Source organism: Rathayibacter sp. PhB1 (assembly GCF_004362935.1).
Lineage (GTDB): Bacteria > Actinomycetota > Actinomycetes > Actinomycetales > Microbacteriaceae > Rathayibacter > Rathayibacter festucae.
This window is the reverse complement of sequence record NZ_SNYD01000004.1, coordinates 458,825-484,836: the sequence shown is the minus strand read 5'-3', so window position 1 is coordinate 484,836 and position 26,012 is coordinate 458,825. Positions and strand designations below refer to the sequence as shown.

The following is a 26,012-nucleotide window of genomic DNA, read 5'->3' as shown; positions in this document are numbered from 1 at the left end:
GGCGTCGATATGCTCGGAGACCGGGCGTTCACCCGCCGCCCCCGACCCTCCGGAAGCACATGCCAGACAGCCACGCCGCCCGCACCCCCTACGAGGTGCTGGGCGTCCCCGCGAGCGCGTCGGAGGACGAGCTCAAGCGCGCCTACCGCCGCCTGCTCCGCGAGACCCACCCGGACACCGGGGGAGACGCGGCCTCGTTCCACGCCGTGCAGGTCGCCTGGGAGCGGATCGGCAGCGCAGGCGCCCGCGTCGACTACGACCGCGGAGCGCCCGCCCCCGGAGCCTCCTCGCACGCGCCGTACACCGGTGCGCCCCGCCAGCAGACCGCGTCCTCGGTGCGCGCCCGCTCCTACGGCCACCCGGGCGGCGCCGCCCGCGAGTACTACCTCCGCCTCGTCCGCGAGTGGGTCGGCCGCGGCGTCGAGATCGACGACCCCTTCGACCCCGCGCTGGTGCGCTCCGCCCCCCGCGAGGTCCGCTCCTGGCTGGCCAAGGCCCACGCGGAGGAGGCGACGGCGTCCCTGGTCGGCGCCCTCGGCATCGCCTTCACGATCTGGAACGACGTCGCGGTCGGCGACGGCGGAGTCAAGATCGATCACCTCGTGCTCGGCCCGTCCGGTCTCCTCGCCCTGACCTCGGCCGACTGGGGCGAGCCCGTCCGCCTGCGCAAGGGCGAGGTCGAGGGTGCCGGCCTGGCCGAGGACGAGAAGCCGCTCGCCTCGCTCTCGAAGGCCGCCCGCCGCCTCGGCCGCGAGCTCGGCGTGCGCTTCTCCGCGAGCGTGATCGTCGTCCCCGACGACGCCCTCGAGCAGCCCTACGAGCAGGTCGAGCGGGGTCGCCACGCGGGAGACGTGCTCCTCCGCCGCTCCCTCCTCCCGCAGCTGCTGCGCTCCGGCACCGACGACCCGCGCCTCGGCGGCTACGGCGAGTCCTTCGAGGTCCGCACCCGCGTCCAGAACCGCGTCCGCTTCGTCTGACGCACGGCGCCGCTAGCCCGCCCCCGCCCGGCGGGCAAGGGGCTGTCGGCGCCACCCGTCCCCGCCCGACGATGGAGCCGAACGATGGACGCCTGCCCTCCGGCACGGCGACGACGACGAGCGGAACGAGGCGGACGATGGTGCGATTCGGCTACACCCTGATGACCGAGCAGAGCGGCCCCAAGCAGCTGGTGGGCTATGCGGTCGATGCCGAGCGGCACGGCTTCGAGTTCGCGGTCTCGAGCGACCACTACTCGCCCTGGCTGACCGAGCAGGGGCACGCCTCCTACGCCTGGACGATGCTCGGCGCGGTCGCGCAGGCGACCTCGACCATCGAGCTCGCCACCTACGTGACGGCGCCGACCATCCGCTACCACCCCGCCGTGATCGCGCAGAAGGCGGCGACCCTCGCGATCCTCTCCGACGACCGCTTCCTCCTCGGCCTCGGCTCGGGCGAGAACCTGAACGAGCACGTGGTCGGCGAGGGCTGGCCCGCCGTCTCCGCGCGCCAGGACATGCTCGAGGAGGCGGTGCACATCATCCGCGCGCTGCACACCGGCGAGCTGGTCACCTGGGAGGGCGACTACTTCCGCGTCGACTCCGCCCGGATCTGGGACCTCCCGGACAAGCCCGTGCCGATCGGCCTCGCCGTCTCGGGCGAGAAGTCGATCGAGCGCTTCGCCCCGCTCGGCGACCACCTGATCACCACCGAGCCCGAGGCCGAGCTGATCTCGCAGTGGACCGCCGTCCGCGGGGCCGACGCCGCTCCGTCGCGCTCGATCGGGCAGATCCCGATCTGCTGGGCGCCGGACAAGGAGCAGGGGATCGCCCTGGCGCACGAGCAGTTCCGCTGGTTCGCGGGCGGCTGGTCCGTCAACGCCGACCTGCCCACCCCGGCCGGCTTCGCGGGCGCCAGCCAGTTCGTGCGCCCGGAGGACGTCGCCGAGTCGATCGCCTGCGGCCCCGACCTCGACGAGCTCGCCCAGAGCGTCGTCCCCTTCATCGAGGCCGGCTTCACCGACATCGCCTTCGTCCAGGTCGGCGACGCCCTGCAGCAGCGCTTCCTCGACGAGGTCGCTGAGGACCTCCTCGAGCGGGCACGCGCGCTCGCTCCCTGAGGCGCAGAGCCGGCCGTCAGAAGCCGCGCAGCCGCTCGATCTCGCGGCGATCGCGCTTGGTCGGGCGGCCGGCGCCGCGGTCGCGCTCGATGATCGCGGGTGCCGCCTCGCGCGGCGGCGGCGGGGGAGTGCGGTCCTCGAAGCACTCGGCCGCGACGGGAGCGCCGACGCGCTTCACGATCAGGCCGCGGACGACGAGCTCGCGGTCGAAGCCGCCGATGCGGGCGCGGACCTCGTCACCGACCTTCACGGTCTGCGCGGCCTTGGCCCGCTCGCCGTTCACCCGGACGTGACCGGCCCGGGCGGCCGTCGTGGCGGCCGAGCGGGTCTTGTACACGCGGACCGCCCACAGCCACGCGTCGACCCGGACGGAGCCGGTCACCGGGATCTGCATCCGCCCAGTCTACGAAGCCATGATGGGGGTGGTCCCATCGACGAGGGATCCGCGGCCGCACAGGCCGCCGACCGAGGAGGTTCACCATGAGCACGTACCACAGCTACGGCGAGGACACCGGCGAGGGCGTCCCCACCCGCGGAGCGCCCGAGCACAGCGGCTCGCCGTCCGAGCTGCGCGAGAGCCCCTTCCCGCACGCCGGACTCGAGTTCACCCTGGTCCCGTCGGGCCACGAGGAGTGGCAGGTCCGCCACCCCGAGGGCCGCGCGGTCGGCGTCCTCGCGATCATCTCGCACAGCGGCGAGGAGGGCGAGGCGGTCTTCGTCACCCGCCGTGTCGGTTCCGACGAGGCCGTCGCCGAGGGCACCGACTGGCGCGGCATCGTCACCGCCGTGATCAACGACGAGGCGGCCGACGAGCGCGTCCAGGGCAGCCCCGACCCCGCCCTGGACTACACCCGCGGCGGTCTCATGCACCACGGCACGGCCGACATCGAGGACCAGGTCTGAGCGGTCGCGCCTGAGCGGGCCGGTCCGAGCGACCGCCCCTAGCGCGCGAGGAGCGCCGCGTTGATCCGGGCCGTGAGCTCGTGGTCGACGCGGCGCTCCTGCGCGTCCACCGCGCGGATCGGCGCGGCGTTCCGCGCGCTGGAGACCAGCCAGGCGGCCTCGGCCGCCGCGAGGTCCTCGGCCCGCAGCGGGCGCTCGGCCGTGCCGAGCCCGAGCCCGCCTGCCAGCTCGAAGAGGTCCGCCTGCGTCGTCCCCGGCAGCAGCCCCAGGCTCGGCGGCGGAGTGACCAGCTCGCCGCCCGCGAGCAGCACCAGATTCGAGGTCGGCCCCTCCAGCAGGAAGCCGTCGCTGGAGACGAACAGCGCGTCGTCCGCTCCGCGCCGCAGCGCCTCGCGCGAGGCCGCCCGGTTGACCGCGTAAGAGAGCGTCTTCGCGCCGGCGAGCAGCCACGGCGACGTGTGCTGCACGTCGGAGCGCAGTCCGCGGTCGAGCAGCACCACCCGCACGCCGTCCCGGCGGGCCGGCCCGAAGTCCGGGCTCGTCTGCACGAAGACGACGCCGGTCGGCCGCCCGTCGCCCTCGACCCCGCGGCTCAGGATCGTCTTCACCATCGCCTCGGGCACCCGCGGGTGAGCGGCGACCGCCTCGTCGATCGCCGTCCGCCAGGCGGCGCGGTCCGGGTGGGGAAGGTCCAGCATCCGCGCCGAGGTCTCGAACCGGTCGAGGTGCGCGTCGAGCGCCTGCAGCCGCCCGTCGACGAGGTTGATCGTCTCGAAGACCCCGTCGCCGCGGGTGAAGCCGAGATCGGTGACGTCCAGCCCGCCCCGACCGGTCGCATCGAGCACGGGTGCGGAGCCTCCGTCGTGCGCCGGAGCGTCGAGCGAGGGGCGGCCGAGGACGACGAGGGTGTCAGCGGGCATGGGCGGTGCGGTCCTTCCGGGGGCGGAGCGGGAGACGGGCGAGCACGACGACCAGCAGCGCACCGAGGAGCGCGCCGGTGCCGTTCGAGACGAGGTCGCGCACGTCCGCGACGCGCGAGGGCAGTGCGAGCAGCTGGATCGTCTCGACGATCACCGAGACGCCGAGGCCGATCGGCGCGGCGAGCAGCCGGCGCCGCCGCGGCAGCTGCATCGCGACCAGCGCGCCGAGCGGCACGAACATCAGCACGTTGGCGACGAACTCGGCGACGTCGAAGGTGAACCAGGCGGTCAGCGGCGTGGAGGCCAGGAACGCGATGATCCCGCGGACGAGCGCCGAGGGCTGACCGGCCGGGTACGGCGCCGGCGTCAGGGTGATCAGCGCGATCACGCCGAGCCAGGCGAGCGTCGCGGGCAGGAGGATCCTCGAGCGGCGCATTCGTCGATTCTGCCAGGTGCTCGATTCGAGCCGGTGAGCGACTCGGTGCCGTCCGGCGGGCGGTCCGGGACGGTCGGCGCGATGTGGAAGGCTGGAGCGCATGACGAGCGACGGCCCGGCCGACGGCGGAGCGCTTCCGCGCCACCCCTTCGACGCCGCGCTCGGCGACGGCTGGGTCGAGATCGGCGACGGGCGCCGCTTCTGGGGCCGCTTCGGCGCCGCCGGGCTGCTGCTGCGCGACCCGGACGGCCGCGTCCTGCTCCAGCACCGCGCCACCTGGAGCCACTTCGGCGACACCTGGGGACTCCCGGGCGGCGCCCGCCACCCCGAGGAGACCGCCTTCGAGGGCGCCCTGCGGGAGTCGGTCGAGGAGGCCGGAGTGCCCGACGGGATCGTCGTGCCCGTCCTCTCCCGCGTCGTCACCATCGGCCCCTGGAGCTACACCACCGTCGTCGCCCGGGCCCTCGAGCACTTCACCCCGCGGATCGCCGACGCCGAGAGCCAGGAGCTGCGCTGGGTCCCGCCGGCCGAGGTCGACGCGCTCCCGCTGCACCCGGGCTTCGAGGCCTCCTGGCGCGAGCTGCGCGCCCTCGACACCGAGCCGTGCGTCCTCGTCGTCGACGCGGCCAACGTCGTCGGCTCGCGTCCGGACGGCTGGTGGCGCGACCGCGCCGGCGCGGCGGAGCGCCTCGTCGCGGCGCTCGGGCGCCTCGCGGCACTCGGTGTCCCAGGCTCGCTGTTCGCCGTCGAGGCCGACACGGTCTGGCCGCGGATCGCCGTCGTCCTCGAGGGCGACGCCCGGGCGGCACGCACCGCCGACGCGGTCGGCGCGGCTCCGCGCGGGCGGCTGAGCGTCGAGAGCGCCGCCGGCTCGGGAGACGACGCGATCGTCGAGCACGTCGCGGCGATCGGATCGACCGCTCGCGTCGTGACCGCCGACCGCGGCCTCGTCGCCCGGATCGAGGAGCTCGGCGCCACGGCTCTGGGCCCGCGCACCCTGCTCGACCTGCTGGACTCCGCGGCGCCGACCACCCCTCCGGCAGCCCGGGAATAGCGCGCGGATCGGGTCGGTTGCATCCCTCATGGCCACGACAGCGATGACTCTCGACACTCACGACCAGACCGTCTCCGACGGCATCGTCCTCATCGACTTCTGGGCGGAGTGGTGCGGCCCGTGCCGCCAGTTCGCCCCCGTCTTCGAGGCGACCAGCGAGAAGAACCCCGATGTCACCTTCGCGAAGGTGGACACCGAGGACCAGCAGCAGCTCGCCGGCAGCTACGGCATCTCCTCGATCCCCACCCTCGTCGTCTACCGCGACGGCATCCCGCTGATGGCGCAGCCCGGCGCCCTCCCCGCCCCGGCCCTCGACTCCCTGCTCGAGCAGGTCCGCGGCCTCGACATGGTCGCCGTCCGCAAGCAGTACGAGGAGGCGAAGGCCGCGCAGGAGTCCGGCGCCCCGCAGAAGTTCGACCACGGCGCGCAGATCTGATCCGCACCACCCGCACGACGACGGAACCCCCGGCAGCCGCTCAGGCCGCCGGGGGTTCCGTCGTTCGTGCGCGAGTCCCGCGGCGAGCGGGATCAGCCCGTGTTCTGGAGGCCGGCGGCCACGCCGTTCACGGCCAGCAGCAGCAGCCGCTGGTTCTGCTCGGTGCCCGAGCCGCCCGGATCCGTGCGCAGCGCCCGGAGCGCGCGCAGCTGCAGCAGCGACAGCGCGTTGACGTACGGCGTGCGCAGCCGCACGGCCCGCCCGAGCACGCGGTGCCCGGTGAGCAGGCTCTCCTCGCCGGTGATCGAGAGCACCCAGCGGCGGGTGAGCTCCATCTCGTCGAGCACGAGGCCGGCGAGGTCGTCGCGGGAGTCGAGCGCCAGGTATCGGCGGGCGATGCCCTCGTCGGTCTTCGCCAGCGACATCTCGACGTTGTCGATCATCGTGGTGAACAGCGGCCAGGTCTCGTAGGCGGTGCGCAGCTCGTCCAGGTCGCCGACCGCCTCGAGGGCGCTGCCGAGTCCGAACCAGCCGGTCAGGTTGACGCGGGCCTGGGTCCAGGCGAAGACCCACGGGATCGCGCGCAGGTCCTCGAGCGACTCGACCGAGAGGCCGCGGCGGGCCGGCCGCGAGCCGAGCGCGAGCAGGCCGACCTCCTCCTGCGGGGTGACCCGGGCGAACCAGGGCGCGAAGCCGTCGGCCTTGACCAGCTCGAAGAAGCGGCGGCGCGACTCGCGGTCCATCGTCGCGGCGACGTCGCGGAAGCGGTCCGCGGCGCCGGCGTTGCGCTCGCCGATCGAGGGCGAGGAGGCCAGCAGCGTCGCGCCGGCGACCTGCTCGATGTGCCGAGTGGCGATGTCCGGGTTGCCGTAGCGGGCGAAGATGACCTCGCCCTGCTCCGTCAGCTTGAAGCGGCCGTCGACCGAGCCGGGCGGCTGCGCGAGCACCGCGCGGTTCGCCGGTCCGCCGCCGCGGCCGAGGGCGCCGCCGCGGCCGTGGAAGAGCGTGAGCACGATGCCCTCGTCCTCGGCCCACTTCGCGATGCGCGCCTGCGCGTCGTAGAGCGCGAGCGTCGCCGAGACCGGGCCGACGTCCTTGGAGGAGTCGGAGTAGCCGAGCATGACCTCGAGCCGGTTCCCGGTCGCCGCGAGGCGCGCGCGCACCTGGGGCAGCTCGATCATCTCGGCCAGGATGTCCGTCGACGCGTCGAGGTCGGCGAAGGTCTCGAAGAGCGGGACCGCGTCGATGATCGGCGGGTTCCCGTCGGTCGCCGCCTCGGCGAGGTCGAAGACCGTCTTGAGGTCCTCGGCCGACTGGGTGAACGACACGACGTAGCGGCGGGCCGCGTCGGTGCCGAAGCGCTCCTGGATCGTCGCGATGGCGCGATAGACCGAGAGGACCTCGATGCTGCGCTCGTCGAGCTCGCCGCCGGCGCGGACCGCCGCGAGGGTCTCGCGGTGCACCTTCGAGTGCTGCCGCACCTCGATCTCGGCGAGGTGGAAGCCGAAGGTCTCCACCTGCCAGAGCAGGTCCTGAAGGTCGCCGTAGGCCGAGCGGACGTCGCCCGCCTCGATCAGCGAGTCCTGCAGGGTCCGCAGGTCGGCGAGCAGCTCGGCCGCGGAGCCGTAGGCGAGCGCGCCGCCGGAGCGGGTCGCCGCGAGCCGGTCCGCCGTGAAGAGCAGGACGCGGCGGTGGGTCTCGCTCGGTGAGCGCTCGGCGATGACCGCGGCGAGCTCGGGCGCCTTCCCGACCCCTGCGGCCCAGAGCGCCTCGACGGCCGCCGACGGGGGAGTGGTGCCGGCGTCCAGCGTGAGGGAGCGGCCGACCCGGCGGGCGACGCGCTCGAGCCCGATCAGGACGTGCTCCGCAGCGATGTCGACGGCCTCGAGGGTCGTCTCGGCGGTGACGAACGGGTTGCCGTCGCGGTCGCCGCCGATCCAGGTGCCCAGGCGCACGAACGCGGGGGCGATCGGCTTGCGGGTGCCGGAGGCTTCGCCGAGCAGCGCGTCGTCGAGCCGGCGGTAGACCCGCGGCAGGACGGAGAACAGCGACTCGTCGAACACGCTCATCGCGGTCCGGACCTCGTCGAGCGGGCTGGGCTTCGACTCGCGCAGCGGTGCCGTGCGCCAGAGCGTGTCGACCTCGGCGAGCAGGCGCCGGCGGTTCTCGACCAGCACGACGCCGCCCGTGCGCGGGTCGTCCCGCTGCTCGAGCAGGGCGCTGATCCGGCGGATGGTGGAGGAGACCGCGCGGCGGCGCGCCTCCGTCGGGTGCGCGGTGAGGACGGGGCGGAACTCCAGGCGCGAGAGGCGCTCGAACGCCTCCTCCTCGCCCAGCTCGTCGGTGAGGGTCGCCATCGACGCGATGATCGAGTCCTCGGGCCGCTGGGCGCCGGCGTCGGCGTCGCGGCGGCGCAGGACCCGCACGCGGTGGAACTCCTCCGCCACGTTCACGAGGTGGAAGTAGCAGGTGAAGGCCCGCGCCACCTCCTCGGCGCGCTCGGCGGTCAGTGACGCGACGAACTCCTCCGCCGCGGCCAGCTCGTCCGGGTGCCCGCTGTCGTAGGCGCCGATCGTCAGGGCGCGGAGCCGCTCGACGTCGGTGTAGAGGCTGTCGTCGCCCGATTCCCGCAGGACCTGGCCGAGGAGCTCGCCCAGCAGATGGACGTCGCCGCGGATGCGGTCGTCCATCGGCGGCGCGACGGTCCCGTCGGCGGAGGAGGCGGAGGAGGCGGGTGCTGCGGTCGCGGCTGGCGCGTCGGAGATCGGAGGCACGGCACGACCTTAGCGGCGGCGCGTGTCCGGCGGATGACGCCACTGTCACGCGGCGGAATGGAATGATCGAGGGGTGACCGTGACCGCTGCACCTCCCGCCCCCGCCGTCCAGACCGAGCAGGCCGCCCCTCACGTCGTCGTCCTCTTCGGGGCCGTGGGCGACCTGTCCCGCCGCAAGCTCATCCCGGGCATGGCGCACCTGGCGCTGTCCTCGCTCGCGCCCGACCTGCAGATCGTCGGCACCTCGCTCGAGGAGCACGACGACGAGTCCTTCCGCGCCTTCGCCAAGCTCGCCTACGACGAGTTCGGCAGTCGCTCGCTGACCCCCGCCCAGTGGGACGAGTTCGCCTCCAAGCTCCGCTACGTCCCGCAGTCCGCCGGTCCCGCCGCGCTGGCGAAGGCGGTCACCGACGCGGAGAAGGTGCTCGGCCCGGACGTCAGCCGCCTGCACTACCTCAGCGTCCCGCCGCGCGCCGCCCTCTCGGTCGTCCGCATGCTCGCGGAGGCCGGCCTCGTCGAGCGCTCGCGGATCATCATGGAGAAGCCCTTCGGCGTCGACCTCGAGAGCGCCGTCGTCCTCAACGCCGAGCTGCACGAGACGTTCGACGAGGAGCAGATCTTCCGGATCGACCACTTCCTCGGCAAGGAGCCGGCGCAGAACATCCTCGCCTTCCGCTTCGCCAACGGCCTCTTCGAGCCGATCTGGAACCGCAACTTCATCGACCACGTCCAGATCGACATCCCCGAGAAGCTCACCCTCGACCGCCGCGCCGAGTTCTACGAGTCGACCGGCGCGTACAAGGACATGGTCGTCACCCACCTCTTCCAGGTCCTCGCCTTCATGGCGATGGAGCCGCCGACCGCCCTCGAGCCGAAGGCGATCAGCGAGGAGAAGAACAAGGTCTTCCGCTCGATGCGGCTGCTGAACCCCGAGAACGTCGTCCGCGGCCAGTACATCGGCTACCGCGAGGAGCCGGGAGTCGCGCCCGACTCCGAGACCGACACCTTCGTCGCCCTCAAGTGCGAGATCGACAACTGGCGCTGGGCCGGGGTGCCGTTCTACCTGCGCACCGGCAAGCGGATGGCGGAGGGGCAGCGGATCATCTCCATCGCCTTCCGCGAGCCGCCGAAGAGCATGTTCCCGCAGGGCTCCGGCGTCGGCGCGCACGGCCCCGACCACCTCACCTTCGACCTGGCCGATGCCTCCAAGGTGTCGCTGTCCTTCTACGGCAAGCGCCCCGGCCCGGGCATGCGGCTCGACAAGCTGAGCATGCAGTTCGCGCTGCAGGAGACCGATCGCGCCGGCGACGCCCTCGAGGCCTACGAGCGGCTGATCCTCGACGCGATGCGCGGCGACCACACGCTCTTCACCACCGCCGAGGGCATCGAGCGCCTCTGGGAGGTGTCCGCGCCGCTCCTGCAGGACCCGCCGCCCGTGCGCCTCTACGCACCGGGCTCCTGGGGCCCGAACGCGATCCACCAGCTGATCGCCCCGCACGCCTGGCGGCTCCCCTTCGAGCGGGTCTGGCGCGACAAGCGCTGACGAGGCTCACGGCATGGCGCGCGCGGCGGAGGACCGCATCTGGACGGTCCCGAACATCCTCAGCATGGTGCGGCTCGCACTGGTGCCGGTGTTCCTCGTGCTCATCATCGAGGGCGAGGACGCGCTCGCCCTGCTGACCCTCGTCCTCTCCAGCCTCACCGACTACCTCGACGGCTGGATCGCGCGCCGCTTCGACCAGATCACGCGCCTCGGCGCCGTCCTCGATCCGGCCGCCGACCGCCTCTACATCTTCGCGACGGTGATCGGCCTCGCCGTCCGCGAGCTGGTGCCGTGGTGGCTGGTGGCCGTGCTGGTCGCGCGGGATCTGATGCTCGTCGTGCTCGCGGTCGTCCTCGCGAACCACGGCTACGGACCGCTGCCGGTGCACCACCTGGGCAAGTTCGCCACGTTCTGCCTCTTCTACGCGCTGCCGCTGATCATGCTCGGGCAGGCCTTCCCGGCGCTGGCCCCGGCGTCCCTCCCCGTCGCCTGGGCCTTCGCGCTCTGGGGCGCGTTCCTCTACTGGTGGGCGGGGATCGTCTATGCGGTGCAGACCCGAGGCCTCGTCCTGGGGGTCGACGGAGCGTCAGGGGCGACCGGCGGGCCCTCCGATTCCGATACGCTGAGGGGATAGCGAGGAGGTACGTCTTGGTCGAGTCCGTGCGCGGAGCGTCATCCGCAGATCCGTCCGTTCCCGTCGAGCCGTCGACGGAGACGACCCTCACGTTCACCGACGACATCGGCGCCCAGCTGGCGGCGCTCGACAACCGGGCGTCCCGCGAGGAGGCCGAGGCCGTCGGCGCTCTGCCCTCCGGCTCCGCCCTGCTCGTCGTCCGTCGGGGCCCCAACACCGGGGCCCGCTTCCTGCTCGACATCGACTCGACGACTGTCGGCCGGCACCCGGATGCGGGCATCTTCCTCGACGACGTCACCGTCTCACGCCGGCACGCCGAGTTCGTGCGCCGCGGCACCTCGTTCGAGGTCCGCGACCTGGGCTCGCTGAACGGCACCTACTTCGACGGTGTCCGGATCGAGTCCGCGATCCTCACCGACGGCTCCGAGGTGCAGGTCGGCAAGTTCCGCCTCACCTTCTACGCGTCCCGCGCCGACCTCGTCGCCGCTCCGGACGCGTAGCCGTGGGTCGTTCGACCGCTCGCGCACTCCCGTCCGGCCCGGCCGCTCTCCTGAGCATCGGCCAGGTCCTCTCGCACCTCACCACCGAGTTCCCCGACGTCACGCCGTCGAAGCTGCGGTTCCTCGAGGAGCAGGGGCTCGTCTCGCCCGCCCGCACCGACTCGGGCTACCGCAAGTTCTCCAACGGCGACGTCGAGCGCCTGCGGATGATCCTCGCGCTCCAGCGCGACCACTACCTGCCGCTCAAGGTGATCCGCGGCTACCTCGACGACGTCGACGCCGGACGCGAGCCGTCCCTCCCCGCCGGTGCCGGCGGCGCCGCACCCTCGCTGCTGGCTCCCGCCACCCGGCTCACCCGCGACGGTCTCGCGAGCGAGTCGGGAGCGAGCCCGGCGCTCGTGCGCGAGGCGATCGCCGCCGGGCTGGTCCGCGGCGGGGACGTCTTCGGCGAGGAGGCGGTCACGACGCTCAAGGCGCTCGTCGACCTCGGCCGCTCGGGGATCGAGCCGCGCCACCTCCGTCCGCTCCGCATCGCCGTGGAGCGCGAGATGTCGCTGATCGAGAGCGTCGTCGCCTCGAGCACCCGCCGCGGCGACGCGTCCGGCTCGGCCGGTGCCGCCGAGAACGCGATCGGCCTCGCCGCGCACCTCGGCACCATCCGCGAGGCGATGGTGCGCAGCGCCCTCTCGCGGATCGCGCGCTCGTGATCCGCGGCCGACGCGGACGACACGCCCTCCCGGAAGAGCGGATGTCGTTTACTCGGCATCCCCGGGTCGGTAGCTTAGGGAGCGCGTTCGGAGCGACCGGCGTTCGTATCCGGAAGGCACAGGGATGAGAGAAGTCAGCCGCGACGTCAGCGGCCAGCGCGACCTCGTCCTCTTCACCGACGGACTGCCCGACCTCGACGCCGACGCGGGCTACCGCGGCGCCGTCGCCGCACGGGCCGCCGGGATCACCTATCGCCAGCTCGACTACTGGGCGCGCACCGAGCTCGTCGAGCCGACCGTCCGCGGCGCCTCCGGCTCCGGCACCCAGCGCCTCTACGGCTTCCGCGACATCCTCGTGCTCAAGCTCGTCAAGCGACTCCTCGACACCGGCATCTCCCTCCAGCAGATCCGCACCGCCGTGAACCAGCTCCGCGAGTCCGGCGTCGACGACCTCGCGCAGACCACGCTGATGAGCGACGGCGCGAGCGTCTACCTCTGCACCTCGAACGACGAGGTCATCGACCTCCTCAGCCGCGGCCAGGGCGTCTTCGGCATCGCCGTCGGCAAGGTCCTCCGCGAGGTCGAGACCAGCCTCGTCGAGCTCGACCACCAGTCCGTCGACCCCTCCGACGAGCTCGCCCGCCGCCGCGCCTCCCGCAAGGTCGGCTGACCCACCCCTCCTGCCGGTCGATCGCTCCCTGCCGCGCGGCGCCCGCACCACATGTTGGTCGAGTAGCCCCGGAGGGGCGTATCGAGACCCACCGTCCCCAGCACGCCGGGCCTGCAGACTCCTGCTCTGACACCGGTGGATCTCGATACGCCCGCGTCGCGGGCTACTCGATCAGCATGCTGTGCCGTACCGGCACTGCGTTCGATCGAGACGCGCCCCTCATGCTGGTCGAGTAGCCCCGAAGGGGCGTATCGAGACCCACCGCCGCACACAGCGACGGCGCCGCAGCCGAGGCTGCGACGCCGTCCGCGGACCTCGCCGGGCTAGCTCGTCGCCGCCGGAACCGCCTGCTCGCCGATGCGACCGGTGCGGATGACGCGGTCGAGCAGCAGGTCGAAGTTGTGCGCCATCTCCTGCGCGCTCTCGCCCGGCCAGACGTGCACCGGCTTCGCGGCGCCCTGCGCCTGCTGGAGCGAGGTGCGCTCGGGCAGCTGCGGGCTGAGGACCAGCGGGCCGAACATGTCGCGCAGCTCCTTGATCCGGAACTGGTGCTCGAGCGACTGCACGCGCGCGCGGTTGACGATGATGCCGAGCGGCTGCAGGCGCGGGCTGAGACCGCGGCGGATCTCCTCGATCGCGCGCAGCGCGCGGTCGGCGGCGGCCACCGAGAACAGGCCCGGCTCGGTGACCACGGCGACCCGGTCGCTCGCGGCCCAGGCCGTGCGGGTGAGGGCGTTGAGCGAGGGCGCGCAGTCGATCAGGACGAGGTCGTAGTCGGCCTCGACGCTCGCGAGCGCCTCCTCGAGCTTCCAGATGTCGCGGATGCTGGGGTGCGGTCCGTCGAAGTTGATCGCGGACGGGCTGCCGATCAGGACGTCGATCGTGCCCTGGCGCTCCTTCGTCCAGCCGGAGGGCGCGATCGCCGAGCGGACGATCTTCTCCTTGGGCGACGTGAGGACGTCGGCGATGTTGAGGTGACCGGCGACGTTGATGTCCATGCCGGTGGAGACGTCGGACTGCGGGTCGAGGTCGACGACCAGCGTTCGCAGGCCCTTCGAGAACGCCGCGGATGCAAGGCCGAGCGTCACGGTGGTCTTGCCGACGCCGCCCTTGAGGGAGCTCACGCTGAGTACATGCATGGCTGAGTACTTTACTTTCCTCCGGGTGGGAGAACCTAACCGTTCCCTGCACAGGGTTCCACTCGGCACCTAGCAGGCGCGAGGGCGGGAACCGAGCCCCCGTGCGCCGCCGGGCCCGTCGGTACACTGGCGGCAAGCGGAAGGAGGCTCGTTCGCATGGATGAGCGCAACGACGACCAGCCCGATCTCGACACCGGCCCGACTCCGCGGACGGCGCTCGACGCGGCGCGGGACTCCGAGCAGTACGCCCCGCGTGCGAGCGACACCGCTCCGACCCGCATCCCCGACGGCATCCGGCTGGAGTCCCCGGCCCCGGCGCGCCGTCGGTCGAGCGCTCCGGCACCCGTGGAGGACCCGACGATCGACGTCGGACGCCTCGGCATCCCGGACGCACCGGGCGCCGTCCGGCCCGTCTCGGCCGGCGTCGCCTCGCGCGACGAGGTGTCGGTGCTCCCCGAGGACGCGGGCGAGCGGCCGCGCGGTCGCGGCGAGCAGCGTCCTGCCGAGTCCGCCCCGGAGATCGAGCGCGAGTCCGAGACGGCTGCTGCGGATCCGGCTCCCGGCGTCACCCGGCGCGACCGCCTCCGCGCGGAGTCGGGCACCGGCGGGTCGTCCTCCGCGCCCGAGTCCGCGTCGATGCTGACGCCCGACCGGCTCCTCGAGGTCAACCGCAAGACCCGGCCCGCGCCGACCGGCGGCTGGAACCGCTTCGTCTACGGACTCACCTTCCACACCGTCAATCTCGGCGACTCCGCGAAGGTCCAGGCCTGGAAGGCGATGGACGAGCGGATCGGCCGCCAGTTCGAGGGCGGCACCCGCTTCGTCCCGGTGATGACCCGCAAGGGCGGCGTGGGCAAGACGACCGTCACGACCCTGCTCGGCATGGCCCTCGCCGACTCGCGCGAGGACCGCATCATCGCGGTCGACGCCAACCCCGATCGCGGCACCCTGGCCGAGCGGGTCCCCAAGCAGACCCGCTCGACCGTCCGCGACGTCGTCAACCGCGCCTCCGGCGTGACCGGCTTCACCGAGTTCTCGACGATGGTCTCGCGCGACGAGACCCGGCTCGACGTGCTCGCCTCGGACACCGACCCGCAGCTCTCCGAGGCCTTCGACGAAGACGATTACAACGTCGTCGCCGACCTCGTCGAGCGCTTCTACTCGATCATGCTCACCGACTGCGGCACCGGCATCGTGCACTCCGTGATGCGCGCCACGCTGCAGCGCGCGGACAGCGTCGTGATCGTCTCCGGCGGCAGCGTCGACGAGGCGCGCCTGGCCTCCGAGACCCTGACCTGGCTCGACGCCAACGGCTACGGCGATCTCGTCCGGAACGCCGTCGTCGCGCTGAACACCGCGACGCAGGGCACCAGCCTGGTGAAGCTCGAGGAGATCGAGTCGCACTTCCGCTCGCGCGTGCGCGACATCGTCCGCATCCCGTACGACCCGGTGCTCGCCGCCGGCTCGGTCGTCAAGTGGGAGCAGCTGCGCCCGGCGACCCAGGAGGCGGCGCGCCTGCTCGCCGCGCTCGTCGTCGAGGGCATCCCGGTCCGTCGTGCCTGACGCGGTTCTGCAGGGCGCCGTGGCGGCCGACTCCACGGAGACCCTCGCGTTCGATCTGATCGTGCTCGGCGCCGGCTCCGGCAACTCGATCGTCGGCCCCGAGTGGGCCGGCTCCCGCGTCGCGATCCTCGACGACGGCGAGTGGTTCGGCGGCACCTGCCTCAACGCCGGCTGCATCCCGACCAAGATGTTCGTGCACGTCGCCGACATCGTGACCGACGTCGACCAGGGCGACCGGGTCGGCGTGCACAGCCGCGTCGCCCGACCCGAGTGGGCCGAGGTGCGCGACCGCGTGTTCGGTCGCACCGACGCCATCAGCGCCGGCGGCCTCGACTATCGGGCGAACCGCTCCGAGAACGTCACCGTGCTGCGCGAGAGCTTCGGCTTCGAGTCGCTCGGCGACGGCGACCGGCCGCACGTGCTGGTCAGCGCGAGCGGGGTCCGGATCAGCGCACCGCAGGTGGTCGTCGCCGCGGGCTCGCGTCCGCGTCCGCTCCTCGCGGCCTACGAGCCCGATCCGCGGATCCACGACTCCGACTCGATCATGCGGATCGACGAGCTCCCCGCACGGATGCTCGTCCTCGGCGGCGGTGCGGTGGCCGTCGAGTTCGCCCACATCTTCTCGGCCTTCGGCACCGCGGTGACGGTGGCCGTCCGCGGTGACCGTCTGCTCCGCTCGCTCGACGAGGGCATCGCCCGCGGCTTCACAGCGCTGGCACGCGAGCGCTGGGACGTCCGCACCGGCGTCTCCGCCGAGAGCGTCGAGGCGACTCCGACCGGACTCGTCACGACCTTCGACGACGGCTCCCGCGTCGAGACCGACACGATCCTCGTCGCCACCGGGCGCGACCCGAACAGCGACACCATCGCCGCGGCCTCCGTCGGCATCGACCTGCACCCGGACGGCCGTGTCGTCGTCGACGACGAGCAGCGGGTCCTCTCCGGCGGACGCGTCGTGCCCGGGCTCTTCGCCCTCGGCGACGTCTCCTCGGAGTGGCAGCTCAAGCACGTCGCCAACCACGAGGCGCGGCTCGTCGCGCACAACCTCCTGCACCCGGGCGAGATGCTCTCGAACACCCTCGCCCCCGTGCCCGGCGCGATCTTCGCGCACCCGCAGATCGCGCACTTCGGCCTCACCGAGAAGGAGGCGGGGGAGCGCGGCATCGACGTCGTCGCCGTCACCGAGGAGTTCGGCTCCACCGCCTACGGCTGGGCGATGGAGGACGACTCGAGCATCTGCACCCTCGTCGTCGGACTCGACGGCGAGCTGCTCGGCGCGCACCTGATGGGCCCGCAGGCGAGTATCCTCATTCAGCCGCTCGTCCAGGCCGCCAGCGCGGGGGTCGGGATCCGCGGTCTCGCCCGCAGCCAGTACTGGCCGCACCCCGCGGCGAGCGAAGTCGTCGAGAACGCCCTCCTCTCCGCCGAGGAGGCACTGAGGGAGCGCACCGCATGACCGAACGCCAGATCCGGATCTTCGGCGATCCCGTCCTGAAGACGGTGTCCGCCCCGATCGAGACCGTCGACGACGGGATCCGCGGTCTGGTCGAGGACCTCGTCGACAGCGTGCGCACCCCCGGCCGCGCCGGCGTCGCCGCCCCGCAGATCGGCGTCAACCTCCGCGCCTTCAGCTACAACGTCGACGGCGTCGTCGGCTACATCCTCAACCCCGAGATCGTCGAGCTCAGCGGCGAGCCGGAGCCCGTCGACGAGGGCTGCCTCTCCGTCCCCAACCTCTGGTACCCCGCGATCCGCTACCCGCACGCCAAGGTCCGCGGCACCGACCTCGACGGCAACGAGGTCGTCCTCGAGGGCGACGGCCTGATGGCCCAGGCCCTCCAGCACGAGTGCGACCACCTCGACGGCCGCCTCTACCTCGACCGCCTCTCCAAGGACGACCGCCGAGCCGCCATGAAGGAAGTCCGCGAGAGCTCCTGGTTTTGAGTCGATTCCGAGCCGGTCCCTGCCCGGCTCGGCGCGGTCGGCTCTCCGAGGTGGCCGGGTTCCGCAGAGCGTCGTGCGTCCGCCGACGGCGAAGCGCTGGAACGCGCTTCGCCGGATACGGCTCGGCCTTCGGCCATCGTGCCCGAACGCATGCTGAAAGCGCAGCTCGCGCTCCATGGTGATCGAGTAGCCCGCGGAGCGGCGCTGCATGCTGATCGAGTAGGCCGCGGAGCGGGCGTATCGAGATCCACGGTGGCGCAGACGGTGGGTCTCGGTACGCCCTGCGGGCTGCTCGACCGGCGGAGGACCTGCGGTCTCCGCGGTCCGTGCTGATCGAGTAGCCCACGGAGCGGCGCTGCATGCTGATCGAGTAGGCCGCGGAGCGGGCGTATCGAGATCCACCAGCGTCAGGAGTGGAGTGTGCAGACCCGCCCTGCTGGCGACGGTGGGTCTCGATACGCCCCTGCGGGGCTACTCGACCAGCATGAGCGTGCCCATGCTGATCGAGTAGGCCAGCGTGGGCCTGCCCATGCTGATCGAGTAGGCCGCGGAGCGGGCGTATCGAGATCCACCGTGGTGCAGACGTGGACCCGTCAGCGGAGGCTGATGCCCTCCGTGGCCGGGGCGGCGCTGTAGACGCTGCTGATGGTCGCGGCGAAGTCGTCGAGGATGACGTTCCGCTTGATGCTCATCTTCGGGGTGAGGTGTCCGCTCGCCTCGGTGAACTCGGTGGGCAGGATCACGAACTTGCGGATGGACTCGGCGCGCGAGACGCGGGCGTTCGCGGCGTCGACGGCGCGCTGCACCTCGGCGAGGACGGCCGGGTTCACGGCCGCCTGATCGAGCGAGAGCTTCGCGTCCTGGCCGTTGTTCGCGAGCCAGGTCGGCAGCATCTCGGAGTCGAGGGTCACCAGCGCCGCGATGAACGGGCGCTGATCGCCGACGACGACGACCTGGCCGACGAGCGGGTTGGCGCGGATCGGGTCCTCGAGCGCGGCCGGCGCGACGTTCTTGCCGCCCGCGGTGACGATGATCTCCTTCTTGCGCCCGGTGACGCGGAGGTAGCCCTCCTCGTCGAGCGAGCCGAGGTCGCCGGTCTTGAACCACTCGCCGTCGAAGGCCTCGGCCGTCGCCTTCTCGTCGTTCCAGTAGCCGCCGAAGACGTCGATGCCGCGCACCTGGATCTCGCCGTCGGTGGCGATCCGGATGGAGCAGCCGGGCATCGCCGGGCCGACCGAGCCGATCTTGAACCGCTCCGTCCGGTTGACCGTCGCGGGCGCCGTCGTCTCGGTGAGACCGTAGCCCTCGAGGATCTTGATGCCGAGGCTGTGGAAGAAGTGGCCCAGCCGGTCGCCGAGCGGCGCCGACCCGGACACGGCGAAGCGGACGTTGCCGCCCATCGCCGTCCGCAGCTTCGAGTAGACGAGCCGGTCGAAGAGCAGGAACTGCAGCTTCAGCGCGAGCGGCACCGAGCCGGCCTCGACGGCGATCGAGTGGGCGACGGCGACATCGGCCGCGCGCCGGAAGATCTTGCCCTTGCCGCCGGCCTCGGCCTTCTGCTCCGCCGAGTTGTACACCTTCTCGAACACCCGGGGCACGGCCAGCAGGAACGTCGGCTTGAAGGAGCCGAGGGAGGGGAGCAGCTGCTTCGTGTCGGCCTGGTGGCCGACCTTGACTCCGCCGTGCACGCAGAGGATCGCGATGAAGCGGGCGAACACGTGCGCGGTCGTGATGAAGAGGAGCGTCGAGGCGCCCGGCTGGTGGATCAGCTCCGTGAGCGCGACCGCGGAGTTGCGGCTGAGCTCGACGAAGTTGGAGTGCCGGATGATGCAGCCCTTGGGTCGGCCGGTCGAGCCGGAGGTGTAGATGATCGTCGCGATGTCGGCGCCGGTGGCGATCGAGCGGCGGCGCTCGATCTCGGCGTCCGGCACGTCGACCCCGCGCGCGGCCAGCTTGTCGAGGTCGCCCAGGCCGATCTGCCAGGCGAGCCGGACGTCCGGCAGATCCGGGCGGACCTCGTCGAAGCGGGCGAAGTGGTCCGCCGTCTCGACGATGACGGCCCGCGCCCCGGAGTCGAACAGGTTCCACTGGACCTGGGCGGGGGAGGAGGTCTCGTAGACCGGCACGAGCACGCCGCCCGCGAACCAGACGGCGAAGTCGATCAGCGTCCACTCGTACCGGGTCTTGCAGATCAGGCCGACCTTGTCGCCGGGCTCGATGCCCGCCGCGACGAGTCCCTTCGCGAGCGCGGTCACCTGGTCGAGGAACTCGCGGGCGGTGACGTCGCGCCAGCCACCGGACTCGGGGAGGGCGAACAGCGCCCGGTCGGGCGTCTCCCGCACGCGGTCGAGCAGCAGCGCCGTCGTGTTGGCCTGCGGATCCGGCGCGACCACGAGGGGGGAATCGAACTGCTCCACGGCAACTCCTTCGGTACCTGAATGATTGTCGGGTCCAGCCTACCGGCGCATCCCGACTGTGTATCCACTCAGGATAACGATCCGCACGTCGGTTCTCGGCGGGTCACTACACTCGATGTGGCCGCCGCTCCAGGGCGGACCCGCGGCGCAGCGGCGTCGGAGGCTAGCGGAAGGCGGTTCGCGTGCACGCGATCGGTATCGACATCGGCGGCACGAAGATCGCGGGAGCGCTGGTCGACGAGTTCGGCGGCATCGTCCGCGAGGACCGCCAGCCGACGCCCGCCGGTCACCCCGAGCTCATCGTCGACGTCGTCGTGGAGATGGTGGCGCGCCTGCGCGAGGGCCTCCCCGCGGGCGACGTCTCGGCCGTCGGCGTCGCCGCGGCCGGCTTCATCGACGCCTCGCAGTCGATCGTCTACTACGCCCCCAACATCAACTGGCGCAACGAGCCCTTCCGCGAGAAGCTCTCGGCGCGGATCGACCTGCCGATCATCATCGAGAACGACGCCAACGCGGCCGGCTGGGCCGAGTTCCGCTACGGCGCCGGCCGACTGGTGAGCGACATGCTGATGCTGACGATCGGCACCGGCGTCGGCGGCGCGATCGTCATCAACGACCGGCTCCTGCGCGGTGGCTTCGGCGCGGCGGCGGAGATCGGCCACATGCGGGTCGTCCCCGGCGGCCTGCCCTGCGGTTGCGGTGCTCGCGGCTGCATCGAGCAGTACGGCTCCGGCCGCGCACTGCAGCGCTTCGCCGCCGAGCTCGCCGATGCCGGCGGGATCGGCCAGGGCATCGCCGACGCGCGTGCGAGGAACGGCGGCGAGCTCGACGGCGGCGTCATCGCCGAGCTGATCAGCGCCGGCGACCTGGGCGCCCTCGCGGCCCTCCGCCAGCTCGGCCACTGGCTCGGCGAGGCGGCGGCGAGCCTGAGCGCGGTCCTCGACCCGCAGATGTTCGTGATCGGCGGGGGAGTGGCGCAGGCCGGCGACCTCCTGCTCGACCCCATCCGCCAGGCCTACCTCGACAACCTGCCCGCCCGGGGGTACCACCCCGAGCCCGAGTTCCGCATCGCGGAGCTCGTCAACGACGCGGGGGTCGTCGGCGCCGCCGACCTCGCCCGCCTGCACGCGAGCTCGCTGTGACCCCGGTCGCGGACCGCTGAGGAGCGCCCCTTGTTCTACTGGTTCATGAAGCACATCGTCGCGGGGCCCCTGCTCAAGACGATCTTCCGGCCCTGGGTGGTCGGCGCCGACCGCGTCCCGGCCACCGGCGGCGTCATCCTGGCGAGCAACCACCTCTCCTTCATCGACTCGGTGTTCCTCCCGCTGGTGATCGAGCGCAACATGGTCTTCCTCGCCAAGAGCGACTACTTCACCGGCAAGGGCCTCAAGGGCTGGGCGACGAAGCTGTTCTTCACCGCCACCGGCATGCTGCCGATCGACCGCTCCGGCGGCAAGGCGTCGGAGGCCTCGCTGAACACGGGGCTCCGCGTCCTGGCCGGCGGTGAGGCGCTCGGCATCTATCCCGAGGGCACCCGCAGCCCCGACGGACGGATGTACCGCGGCCGCACCGGCGTCGCGCGGATGGTCCTCGAGGCGCGGGTGCCCGTCGTCCCGGTGGCGATGATCGACACCGCCCGGATCATGCCGATCGGCAGCCGGCTCCCGAAGCTCGGGCGGATCGGCATCGTCTTCGGCGAGCCGCTCGACTTCAGCCGCTTCGAGGGCATGGAGGGCGACCGCTTCATCCTCCGCTCGATCACCGACGAGATCATGTACGAGCTGCTGGCACTGAGCGGCCAGGAGTACCTCGACGTCTACGCGACCTCGGTCAAGGAGAAGCGCGCGGCCCTGCTGCGCTGAACCCGCTGGGCCGAGCCGGCTGCACGGCCCCGGACAGGTGGGCGACTGCGCGCACCTCCGGAGAACGCTCCGCCGAGCCGATAAGCTCGTCAACCGTCGCCGTCCGACCGGGCGGCGATCACTGCGCGCGCCGCGCGCCCGTCAGAACCAGGAACCCTCGTGGTCATCGATCCGAACGAACCGTACGTCCTCGCCGCCCCCTCCGTGGTCGCCGGCCTGGACTATTGGCGTGAGCTCGAGGTCAAGCAGCAGCCGAACTGGCCGGACGCCGCCGCGGTCGCCGCCGCGTCCGCCGAGGTCGCCGCGCTGCCGCCGCTCGTCTTCGCGGGCGAGGTCGACCAGCTGCGCGAGCGCTTGGGCGCCGCGGCCCGCGGCGAGGCCTTCCTGCTGCAGGGCGGCGACTGCGCCGAGACCTTCGCCGGAGCGACCGCGGACCAGATCCGCAACCGGGTGAAGACCGTGCTGCAGATGGCCGTCGTGCTCACCTACGGCGCGAGCATGCCCGTCATCAAGATGGGCCGCATGGCGGGCCAGTTCGCCAAGCCCCGCTCGAGCGACCTCGAGACCCGCGGCGACGTGACGCTGCCCGCCTACCGCGGTGACATCGTCAACGGCTACGACTTCACGCCGGAGTCGCGGACCGCCGACCCGCGCCGCATCGTGCAGGGCTACCACACGGCCGCCTCGACGCTGAACCTCATCCGCGCCTTCACCCAGGGCGGCTTCGCCGACCTTCGCCTCGTGCACTACTGGAACAAGGGCTTCACCGAGAACCCGCAGAACCAGCGCTACGAGCAGCTCGCCCGCGAGATCGACCGCGCGGTGAAGTTCATGGTGGCCTGCGGCGCGGACTTCGAGGGCATGAAGCGCACCGAGTTCTACACCGGCCATGAGGGCCTGCTGATGGACTACGAGCGCCCGATGACGCGGATCGACTCGCGCACCGGCACGCCGTACAACACCTCCAGCCACTTCATCTGGATCGGCGAGCGCACCCGCGAGCTCGACGGCGCGCACGTCGACTTCCTCTCGCGCGTCCGCAACCCGATCGGCGTCAAGCTCGGCCCGTCGACGACGCCCGAGACGATGCTCGAGCTGATCGACAAGCTCGACCCGGACCGCGAGCCCGGCCGCCTCACCTTCATCACGCGGATGGGCGCCGGCAGGATCCGCGACGCCCTGCCGCCGCTGCTGGAGGCGGTCAAGGCGAGCGACGCTCTGCCGCTGTGGGTCACCGACCCGATGCACGGCAACGGACTGACGACGCCCACCGGCTACAAGACCCGTCGCTTCGACGACGTGGTCGACGAGGTCAAGGGATTCTTCGAGGCGCACCGCGCCGCGGGGACGCACCCCGGCGGCATCCACGTCGAGCTCACCGGCGACGACGTCACCGAGTGCCTCGGCGGCTCGGAGCACATCGACGAGGCCACCCTCGCGACGCGCTACGAGTCGGTCTGCGACCCGCGCCTCAACCACATGCAGTCCCTCGAGCTGGCCTTCCTCGTCGCCGAGGAGCTGCGCGAGCGCTGAGCCGGCTGCTGCCCGCCGGCGGGCCCGTCCTGCCGATCGAGGAGCCCGCTGGGCGGGCTCGTCCTGCTGATCGAGGAGCCCGCTGAGCGGGTCCCCCTCATGCTGATCGAGTAGCCCGCGGAGCGGGCGCCCTCATGCTGATCGAGTAGCCCGCGGAGCGGGCGTATCGAGATCCACCGTCGTCGGACGGGTGGGTCTCGATACGCCCCTGCGGGGCTACTCGACCAACATGTTTCCGCCGCTGGTCGTACGCCCGCGGCAGTCTTCGCTGAGCGAGTGGCCGGCGCAGCGGGCCCTCCCATGCTGATCGAGTAGCGCGCGGAGCGGGCGTATCGAGATCCACGGTCGTCAGATGGGTGGGTCTCGATACGCCCCTGCGGGGCTACTCGACCAGCATGCCCACGCGGCATGCCCACGCGGCATGCATTCGCGGCGTGCCGACGCGGCGTGCCGCGCTCGGCCGCCGTGCTCCGCGGTCAGATCGTGATCGTGATCGAGAGCTGGACCGTGGTGCCTCGCTGCACGAGGGCGCCCTCCTTGTCGGACTGGTTGGTCACCTTCGTCACCTCGTCCGGCACCTGGTCGATCAGCGGGGTCGTCAGGCCGTAGCTCCACTTCAGGTCGACGGCGCTGAGCGCGGCCTTGGCCTGGTCGCGGGTCATGCCGACGACGTTGGGGACGGCGACCGGCTGCGGGCCCTTGGAGACGACGACGGAGACGGTGTCGCCGGTGGTCGCGGGCGCCTCCGGGTTGATCTGGGTGAGGACGACGCCGGCGGCGACCGTGTCGCTCCAGTCCTCGCGCTCGCGGTCGAGGGCGAGCCCGGCGTCCTTCGCCGCGGCGGTCGCCTCGTCGACGGTCAGGCCGACGACGTTGGGGATCGCCCCGAGGCTGACCGTCATCGCGATCGTGCTCGTCTCGGACATCGTCGCGGGCAGCTCGCCGCCGTCGGGCAGGGACGCCGAGACGACGACGCCCGCGGGGACGTCGGCGTCGAAGATCCGCGTCACATCGCCCACGGTGAACGGCGCGGCCTGGATCGCGGCCGTCGCCTCCTCCTCGGAGACACCGGCCAGTGCGGGCACCTCGATCTGCCGCGGGCCGCTGGAGACGACCAGCGTCACGACCTCGCCCTTGTGCAGCCCCTGGCCGCCGGGCGGATCGGTGCTGAGCACGGTCCCGGCCGGGACGGTCAGGTCATTCGCCTGCTGCGGCGACACCTCGAAGCCCTGGCTCACCAGCGCGGCCGTCGCCTCGTCCTGCGAGCGGCTCACCACGTCCGGCACGTTCACGATCGCGCCCGGGCCCTCGCCGTACCACCACGCCGTCCCGCCGCCGATGAGGGCGAGCAGCAGCACGATCACCGTCAGCAGCACGCCTCGGCGGCGCCGCGTGCGGCGCTTGGTCGCGAGCCGCGCGACCGCGTCGTCGTCGTCGCGCTGCTCGAGCTCCGCCGCCGAGCCCTCGATCACGGAGGTGTGCCCGGTCACCGCCTCGTCGAACAGCAGCGCGGTGGCGGGCTCCGCCACCGGAAGGGGGGTGACGGCCTGGGTGTCCGCGCCGCGGCGGTCGGTCGGCGTGATGCCCATCAGGCGCTCGGCCTCGAGCAGCTGCGCCAGCATCACGCCGGCGTCGCGCGGACGCATGTCCGGGTCGCGCTCCGTCGCCCAGAGCACCAGCTCGTCGAGCGAGGTCGGCACCGAGGGCACCTTCGCGCTGGGGTAGGGGACCGAGTCGTTCGCGTGCTGGTAGGCGATCTGCATCGGCTGCTCGCCCGTGAAGGGCTGCTCGCCGGTGAGCATCTCGTAGATCATGATGCCGATGGCGTAGATGTCGCTGCGGGTGTCGGCGGTGCCGCGGGTGACCAGCTCGGGGGAGAGGTACGCGATCGTGCCGAGCAGCGCCTGGCCGGAGGCGGTGTTCGCGCTCGCCGCCCGGGCGAGGCCGAAGTCGCCGATCTTGATCCGGCCGTCGTCGGCGAGCAGCACGTTCTCGGGCTTGAGGTCGCGGTGCAGGATCCCGGCCCGGTGCGCGGCCGCGAGGCCGGACAGCACCGAGTGCATGATGTCGACGACCTGCTGGGCCGTCAGCCGCCCGCGCTCCTTGAGCAGGTCGCGCAGCGTGATGCCGGGGAGGTACTCCATGACCAGGTAGGCCATGTCGGAGTCCTGGCCCTGGTCGAAGACGCTGACCACGTTCGGGTGGGCCAGGCGGGCGGCGGAGCGCGCCTCCTGGACGAAGCGGTTCTTGAACGTCGCGTCGTCGGAGAGGTGCCCGTGCATCACCTTGATGGCGACCCGGCGCTCGAGACGCTGGTCGTGCGCCAGGTAGACGGTGGCCATGCCGCCCCGCGCGATGCGGGAGCGCACCTCGTACCGGCCGTCGACGAGACGGCCGAGGAGAGGGTCGAGCTGGCTGGTGGTCACGCGACGAGTCTAGGCAAGACGCTCCGGACAACCGGCGTGCAACGCGGAGGCGGCTCGTGGCACTCTTGACGGGTGACCGACTCGTCCGCTGCCTCCGCCTCCCCGCCCACTCCCGAGATCGAGTGGCTGACCGTCCCCGACCTGGTCGAGGTCACCGGTCTCGGCGTCAGCCGGGTGCGCCGCCTCCTGGAGGAGCGCCACCTGCTCGGCACCCGCCGCGACGGCAAGCTCGTCGTCCCCTCCGTCTTCCTCCGCGACGGCGAGCCGCTCAGCGAGATCCGCGGCACCGCGATCCTGCTGTCGGACCAGGGCTTCTCGGACGACGAGGCGATCGACTGGCTGCTCTCGGACGAGGACAGCCTCGGCACCAGCCCGGTGCAGGCGCTGCTCGCCGGCCGCAAGGCCGAGGTGCGCCGCGTCGCCCAGGCGCTCGCCTGAGCCGAGCCGGCACCGGAC

Annotated in this window: 24 protein-coding genes; 17 read left to right on the top strand and 7 right to left on the bottom strand. The window is 72.3% G+C overall.

Features of this window, described 5'->3' with window-relative positions; translation table 11 throughout:
- Positions 1-59: 59 nt before the first annotated feature.
- Both EDF17_RS12675 and EDF17_RS12670 read left to right on the top strand, forming a co-directional pair.
- Complete coding sequence (locus EDF17_RS12675; protein ID WP_123446111.1) at positions 60-977, top strand: J domain-containing protein; 918 nt, start codon at positions 60-62, stop codon at positions 975-977.
- A gap of 137 nt (positions 978-1,114) precedes the next feature.
- Positions 1,115-2,095: a TIGR03557 family F420-dependent LLM class oxidoreductase gene (locus EDF17_RS12670; RefSeq protein WP_123446112.1), complete on the top strand. Its 981-nt coding sequence runs from the start codon at positions 1,115-1,117 to the stop codon at positions 2,093-2,095.
- A gap of 16 nt (positions 2,096-2,111) precedes the next feature.
- Here EDF17_RS12670 and EDF17_RS12665 read toward each other — a convergent pair whose 3' ends face one another.
- Complete coding sequence (locus EDF17_RS12665; RefSeq protein ID WP_123446113.1) at positions 2,112-2,489, bottom strand: S4 domain-containing protein; 378 nt, start codon at positions 2,487-2,489, stop codon at positions 2,112-2,114.
- An 86-nt stretch (positions 2,490-2,575) separates the two neighbouring features.
- Here EDF17_RS12665 and EDF17_RS12660 point away from each other — a divergent pair, with 86 nt between their 5' ends.
- The gene (locus EDF17_RS12660; protein ID WP_123446114.1) at positions 2,576-2,998 is read left to right on the top strand and encodes a hypothetical protein; all 423 of its coding nucleotides are present in this window, start codon (positions 2,576-2,578) and stop codon (positions 2,996-2,998) included.
- Positions 2,999-3,036: 38 nt separating this feature from the next.
- Here the strand turns inward: EDF17_RS12660 and EDF17_RS12655 are convergent, their stop codons facing one another.
- Together EDF17_RS12655 and EDF17_RS12650 are read right to left on the bottom strand one after the other, a co-directional pair.
- On the bottom strand, positions 3,037-3,918 hold the full coding sequence (locus tag EDF17_RS12655; protein ID WP_123446115.1) for an aminotransferase class IV: 882 nt from the start codon (positions 3,916-3,918) through the stop codon (positions 3,037-3,039).
- Positions 3,908-4,354: a VanZ family protein gene (locus tag EDF17_RS12650; protein ID WP_166649670.1), complete on the bottom strand. Its 447-nt coding sequence runs from the start codon at positions 4,352-4,354 to the stop codon at positions 3,908-3,910. The genes EDF17_RS12655 and EDF17_RS12650 overlap by 11 nt, the downstream gene beginning before the upstream one ends.
- Before the next feature lie 100 nt (positions 4,355-4,454).
- Between EDF17_RS12650 and EDF17_RS12645 the strand changes: the two genes are divergently transcribed.
- A complete protein-coding gene (locus EDF17_RS12645) occupies positions 4,455-5,408 on the top strand; it encodes an NUDIX hydrolase (protein ID WP_123446117.1) in 954 nt (317 codons plus the stop codon).
- A gap of 28 nt (positions 5,409-5,436) precedes the next feature.
- Complete coding sequence (trxA, locus tag EDF17_RS12640) at positions 5,437-5,844, top strand: thioredoxin (RefSeq protein WP_123446118.1); 408 nt, start codon at positions 5,437-5,439, stop codon at positions 5,842-5,844.
- Positions 5,845-5,936: 92 nt separating this feature from the next.
- Here the strand turns inward: trxA and EDF17_RS12635 are convergent, their stop codons facing one another.
- A complete protein-coding gene (locus EDF17_RS12635) occupies positions 5,937-8,534 on the bottom strand; it encodes a phosphoenolpyruvate carboxylase (protein ID WP_123446543.1) in 2,598 nt (865 codons plus the stop codon).
- A 163-nt stretch (positions 8,535-8,697) separates the two neighbouring features.
- On the opposite strand from EDF17_RS12635, the gene zwf reads away from it, so the two are divergent.
- The 5 genes from zwf (at position 8,698) to EDF17_RS12610 (ending at position 12,672) form a co-directional block, all read left to right on the top strand.
- Complete coding sequence (gene zwf / locus EDF17_RS12630) at positions 8,698-10,161, top strand: glucose-6-phosphate dehydrogenase (protein WP_123446544.1); 1,464 nt, start codon at positions 8,698-8,700, stop codon at positions 10,159-10,161.
- 13 nt (positions 10,162-10,174) lie between these two features.
- A complete protein-coding gene (locus tag EDF17_RS12625) occupies positions 10,175-10,795 on the top strand; it encodes a CDP-alcohol phosphatidyltransferase family protein (RefSeq protein ID WP_123446119.1) in 621 nt (206 codons plus the stop codon).
- Between the two features lie 26 nt (positions 10,796-10,821).
- On the top strand, positions 10,822-11,295 hold the full coding sequence (locus tag EDF17_RS12620) for an FHA domain-containing protein (protein ID WP_123446545.1): 474 nt from the start codon (positions 10,822-10,824) through the stop codon (positions 11,293-11,295).
- A gap of 2 nt (positions 11,296-11,297) precedes the next feature.
- Positions 11,298-12,002, top strand: a complete 705-nt coding sequence (locus EDF17_RS12615; protein WP_123446120.1) for a MerR family transcriptional regulator — start codon at positions 11,298-11,300, stop codon at positions 12,000-12,002.
- A 124-nt stretch (positions 12,003-12,126) separates the two neighbouring features.
- On the top strand, positions 12,127-12,672 hold the full coding sequence (locus tag EDF17_RS12610) for a MerR family transcriptional regulator (RefSeq protein ID WP_123446121.1): 546 nt from the start codon (positions 12,127-12,129) through the stop codon (positions 12,670-12,672).
- A gap of 323 nt (positions 12,673-12,995) precedes the next feature.
- Here EDF17_RS12610 and EDF17_RS12605 read toward each other — a convergent pair whose 3' ends face one another.
- Positions 12,996-13,811 (bottom strand): ParA family protein, encoded by an 816-nt coding sequence (locus EDF17_RS12605; protein WP_123446122.1) that lies wholly within the window; start codon positions 13,809-13,811, stop codon positions 12,996-12,998.
- A gap of 156 nt (positions 13,812-13,967) precedes the next feature.
- Between EDF17_RS12605 and EDF17_RS12600 the strand changes: the two genes are divergently transcribed.
- From EDF17_RS12600 to def, 3 genes are read left to right on the top strand one after another with little or no spacing between them, the layout of a single operon-like run.
- A complete protein-coding gene (locus EDF17_RS12600) occupies positions 13,968-15,374 on the top strand; it encodes a MinD/ParA family protein (RefSeq protein ID WP_243732879.1) in 1,407 nt (468 codons plus the stop codon).
- Complete coding sequence (locus EDF17_RS12595) at positions 15,367-16,830, top strand: mycothione reductase (protein WP_243732878.1); 1,464 nt, start codon at positions 15,367-15,369, stop codon at positions 16,828-16,830. The genes EDF17_RS12600 and EDF17_RS12595 overlap by 8 nt, the downstream gene beginning before the upstream one ends.
- Positions 16,827-17,318: a peptide deformylase gene (def, locus tag EDF17_RS12590; RefSeq protein ID WP_123446123.1), complete on the top strand. Its 492-nt coding sequence runs from the start codon at positions 16,827-16,829 to the stop codon at positions 17,316-17,318. The genes EDF17_RS12595 and def overlap by 4 nt, the downstream gene beginning before the upstream one ends.
- A 593-nt stretch (positions 17,319-17,911) precedes the next feature.
- Here def and EDF17_RS12585 read toward each other — a convergent pair.
- The gene (locus EDF17_RS12585) at positions 17,912-19,735 is read right to left on the bottom strand and encodes an AMP-dependent synthetase/ligase (protein WP_123446124.1); all 1,824 of its coding nucleotides are present in this window, start codon (positions 19,733-19,735) and stop codon (positions 17,912-17,914) included.
- A gap of 182 nt (positions 19,736-19,917) precedes the next feature.
- Here EDF17_RS12585 and EDF17_RS12580 point away from each other — a divergent pair, with 182 nt between their 5' ends.
- The 3 genes from EDF17_RS12580 to EDF17_RS12570 all read left to right on the top strand — a co-directional run bounded on the left by EDF17_RS12580 (position 19,918) and on the right by EDF17_RS12570 (position 23,130).
- On the top strand, positions 19,918-20,877 hold the full coding sequence (locus EDF17_RS12580; protein ID WP_123446125.1) for an ROK family glucokinase: 960 nt from the start codon (positions 19,918-19,920) through the stop codon (positions 20,875-20,877).
- 30 nt (positions 20,878-20,907) lie between these two features.
- The gene (locus EDF17_RS12575) at positions 20,908-21,597 is read left to right on the top strand and encodes a lysophospholipid acyltransferase family protein (protein ID WP_123446126.1); all 690 of its coding nucleotides are present in this window, start codon (positions 20,908-20,910) and stop codon (positions 21,595-21,597) included.
- 204 nt (positions 21,598-21,801) lie between these two features.
- The gene (locus EDF17_RS12570; RefSeq protein ID WP_123446548.1) at positions 21,802-23,130 is read left to right on the top strand and encodes a 3-deoxy-7-phosphoheptulonate synthase class II; all 1,329 of its coding nucleotides are present in this window, start codon (positions 21,802-21,804) and stop codon (positions 23,128-23,130) included.
- Between the two features lie 476 nt (positions 23,131-23,606).
- Here the strand turns inward: EDF17_RS12570 and pknB are convergent, their stop codons facing one another.
- Positions 23,607-25,556, bottom strand: a complete 1,950-nt coding sequence (pknB, locus tag EDF17_RS12565; RefSeq protein ID WP_123446127.1) for a Stk1 family PASTA domain-containing Ser/Thr kinase — start codon at positions 25,554-25,556, stop codon at positions 23,607-23,609.
- A gap of 72 nt (positions 25,557-25,628) precedes the next feature.
- Here pknB and EDF17_RS12560 point away from each other — a divergent pair, with 72 nt between their 5' ends.
- Positions 25,629-25,994 (top strand): Rv2175c family DNA-binding protein, encoded by a 366-nt coding sequence (locus EDF17_RS12560; protein WP_243732877.1) that lies wholly within the window; start codon positions 25,629-25,631, stop codon positions 25,992-25,994.
- The last annotated feature ends 18 nt before the right edge of the window (positions 25,995-26,012 follow it).

Coding starts and splice junctions, on each gene's coding strand:
- EDF17_RS12675 (WP_123446111.1), top strand. CDS start 60: ATGCCAGACAGCCACGCCGCCCGCACCCCCTACGAGGTGCTGGGCGTC.
- EDF17_RS12670 (WP_123446112.1), top strand. CDS start 1,115: ATGGTGCGATTCGGCTACACCCTGATGACCGAGCAGAGCGGCCCCAAG.
- EDF17_RS12665 (WP_123446113.1), bottom strand. CDS start 2,489: ATGCAGATCCCGGTGACCGGCTCCGTCCGGGTCGACGCGTGGCTGTGG.
- EDF17_RS12660 (WP_123446114.1), top strand. CDS start 2,576: ATGAGCACGTACCACAGCTACGGCGAGGACACCGGCGAGGGCGTCCCC.
- EDF17_RS12655 (WP_123446115.1), bottom strand. CDS start 3,918: ATGCCCGCTGACACCCTCGTCGTCCTCGGCCGCCCCTCGCTCGACGCT.
- EDF17_RS12650 (WP_166649670.1), bottom strand. CDS start 4,354: ATGCGCCGCTCGAGGATCCTCCTGCCCGCGACGCTCGCCTGGCTCGGC.
- EDF17_RS12645 (WP_123446117.1), top strand. CDS start 4,455: ATGACGAGCGACGGCCCGGCCGACGGCGGAGCGCTTCCGCGCCACCCC.
- trxA (WP_123446118.1), top strand. CDS start 5,437: ATGGCCACGACAGCGATGACTCTCGACACTCACGACCAGACCGTCTCC.
- EDF17_RS12635 (WP_123446543.1), bottom strand. CDS start 8,534: ATGGACGACCGCATCCGCGGCGACGTCCATCTGCTGGGCGAGCTCCTC.
- EDF17_RS12625 (WP_123446119.1), top strand. CDS start 10,175: ATGGCGCGCGCGGCGGAGGACCGCATCTGGACGGTCCCGAACATCCTC.
- EDF17_RS12610 (WP_123446121.1), top strand. CDS start 12,127: ATGAGAGAAGTCAGCCGCGACGTCAGCGGCCAGCGCGACCTCGTCCTC.
- EDF17_RS12605 (WP_123446122.1), bottom strand. CDS start 13,811: ATGCATGTACTCAGCGTGAGCTCCCTCAAGGGCGGCGTCGGCAAGACC.
- EDF17_RS12600 (WP_243732879.1), top strand. CDS start 13,968: ATGGATGAGCGCAACGACGACCAGCCCGATCTCGACACCGGCCCGACT.
- def (WP_123446123.1), top strand. CDS start 16,827: ATGACCGAACGCCAGATCCGGATCTTCGGCGATCCCGTCCTGAAGACG.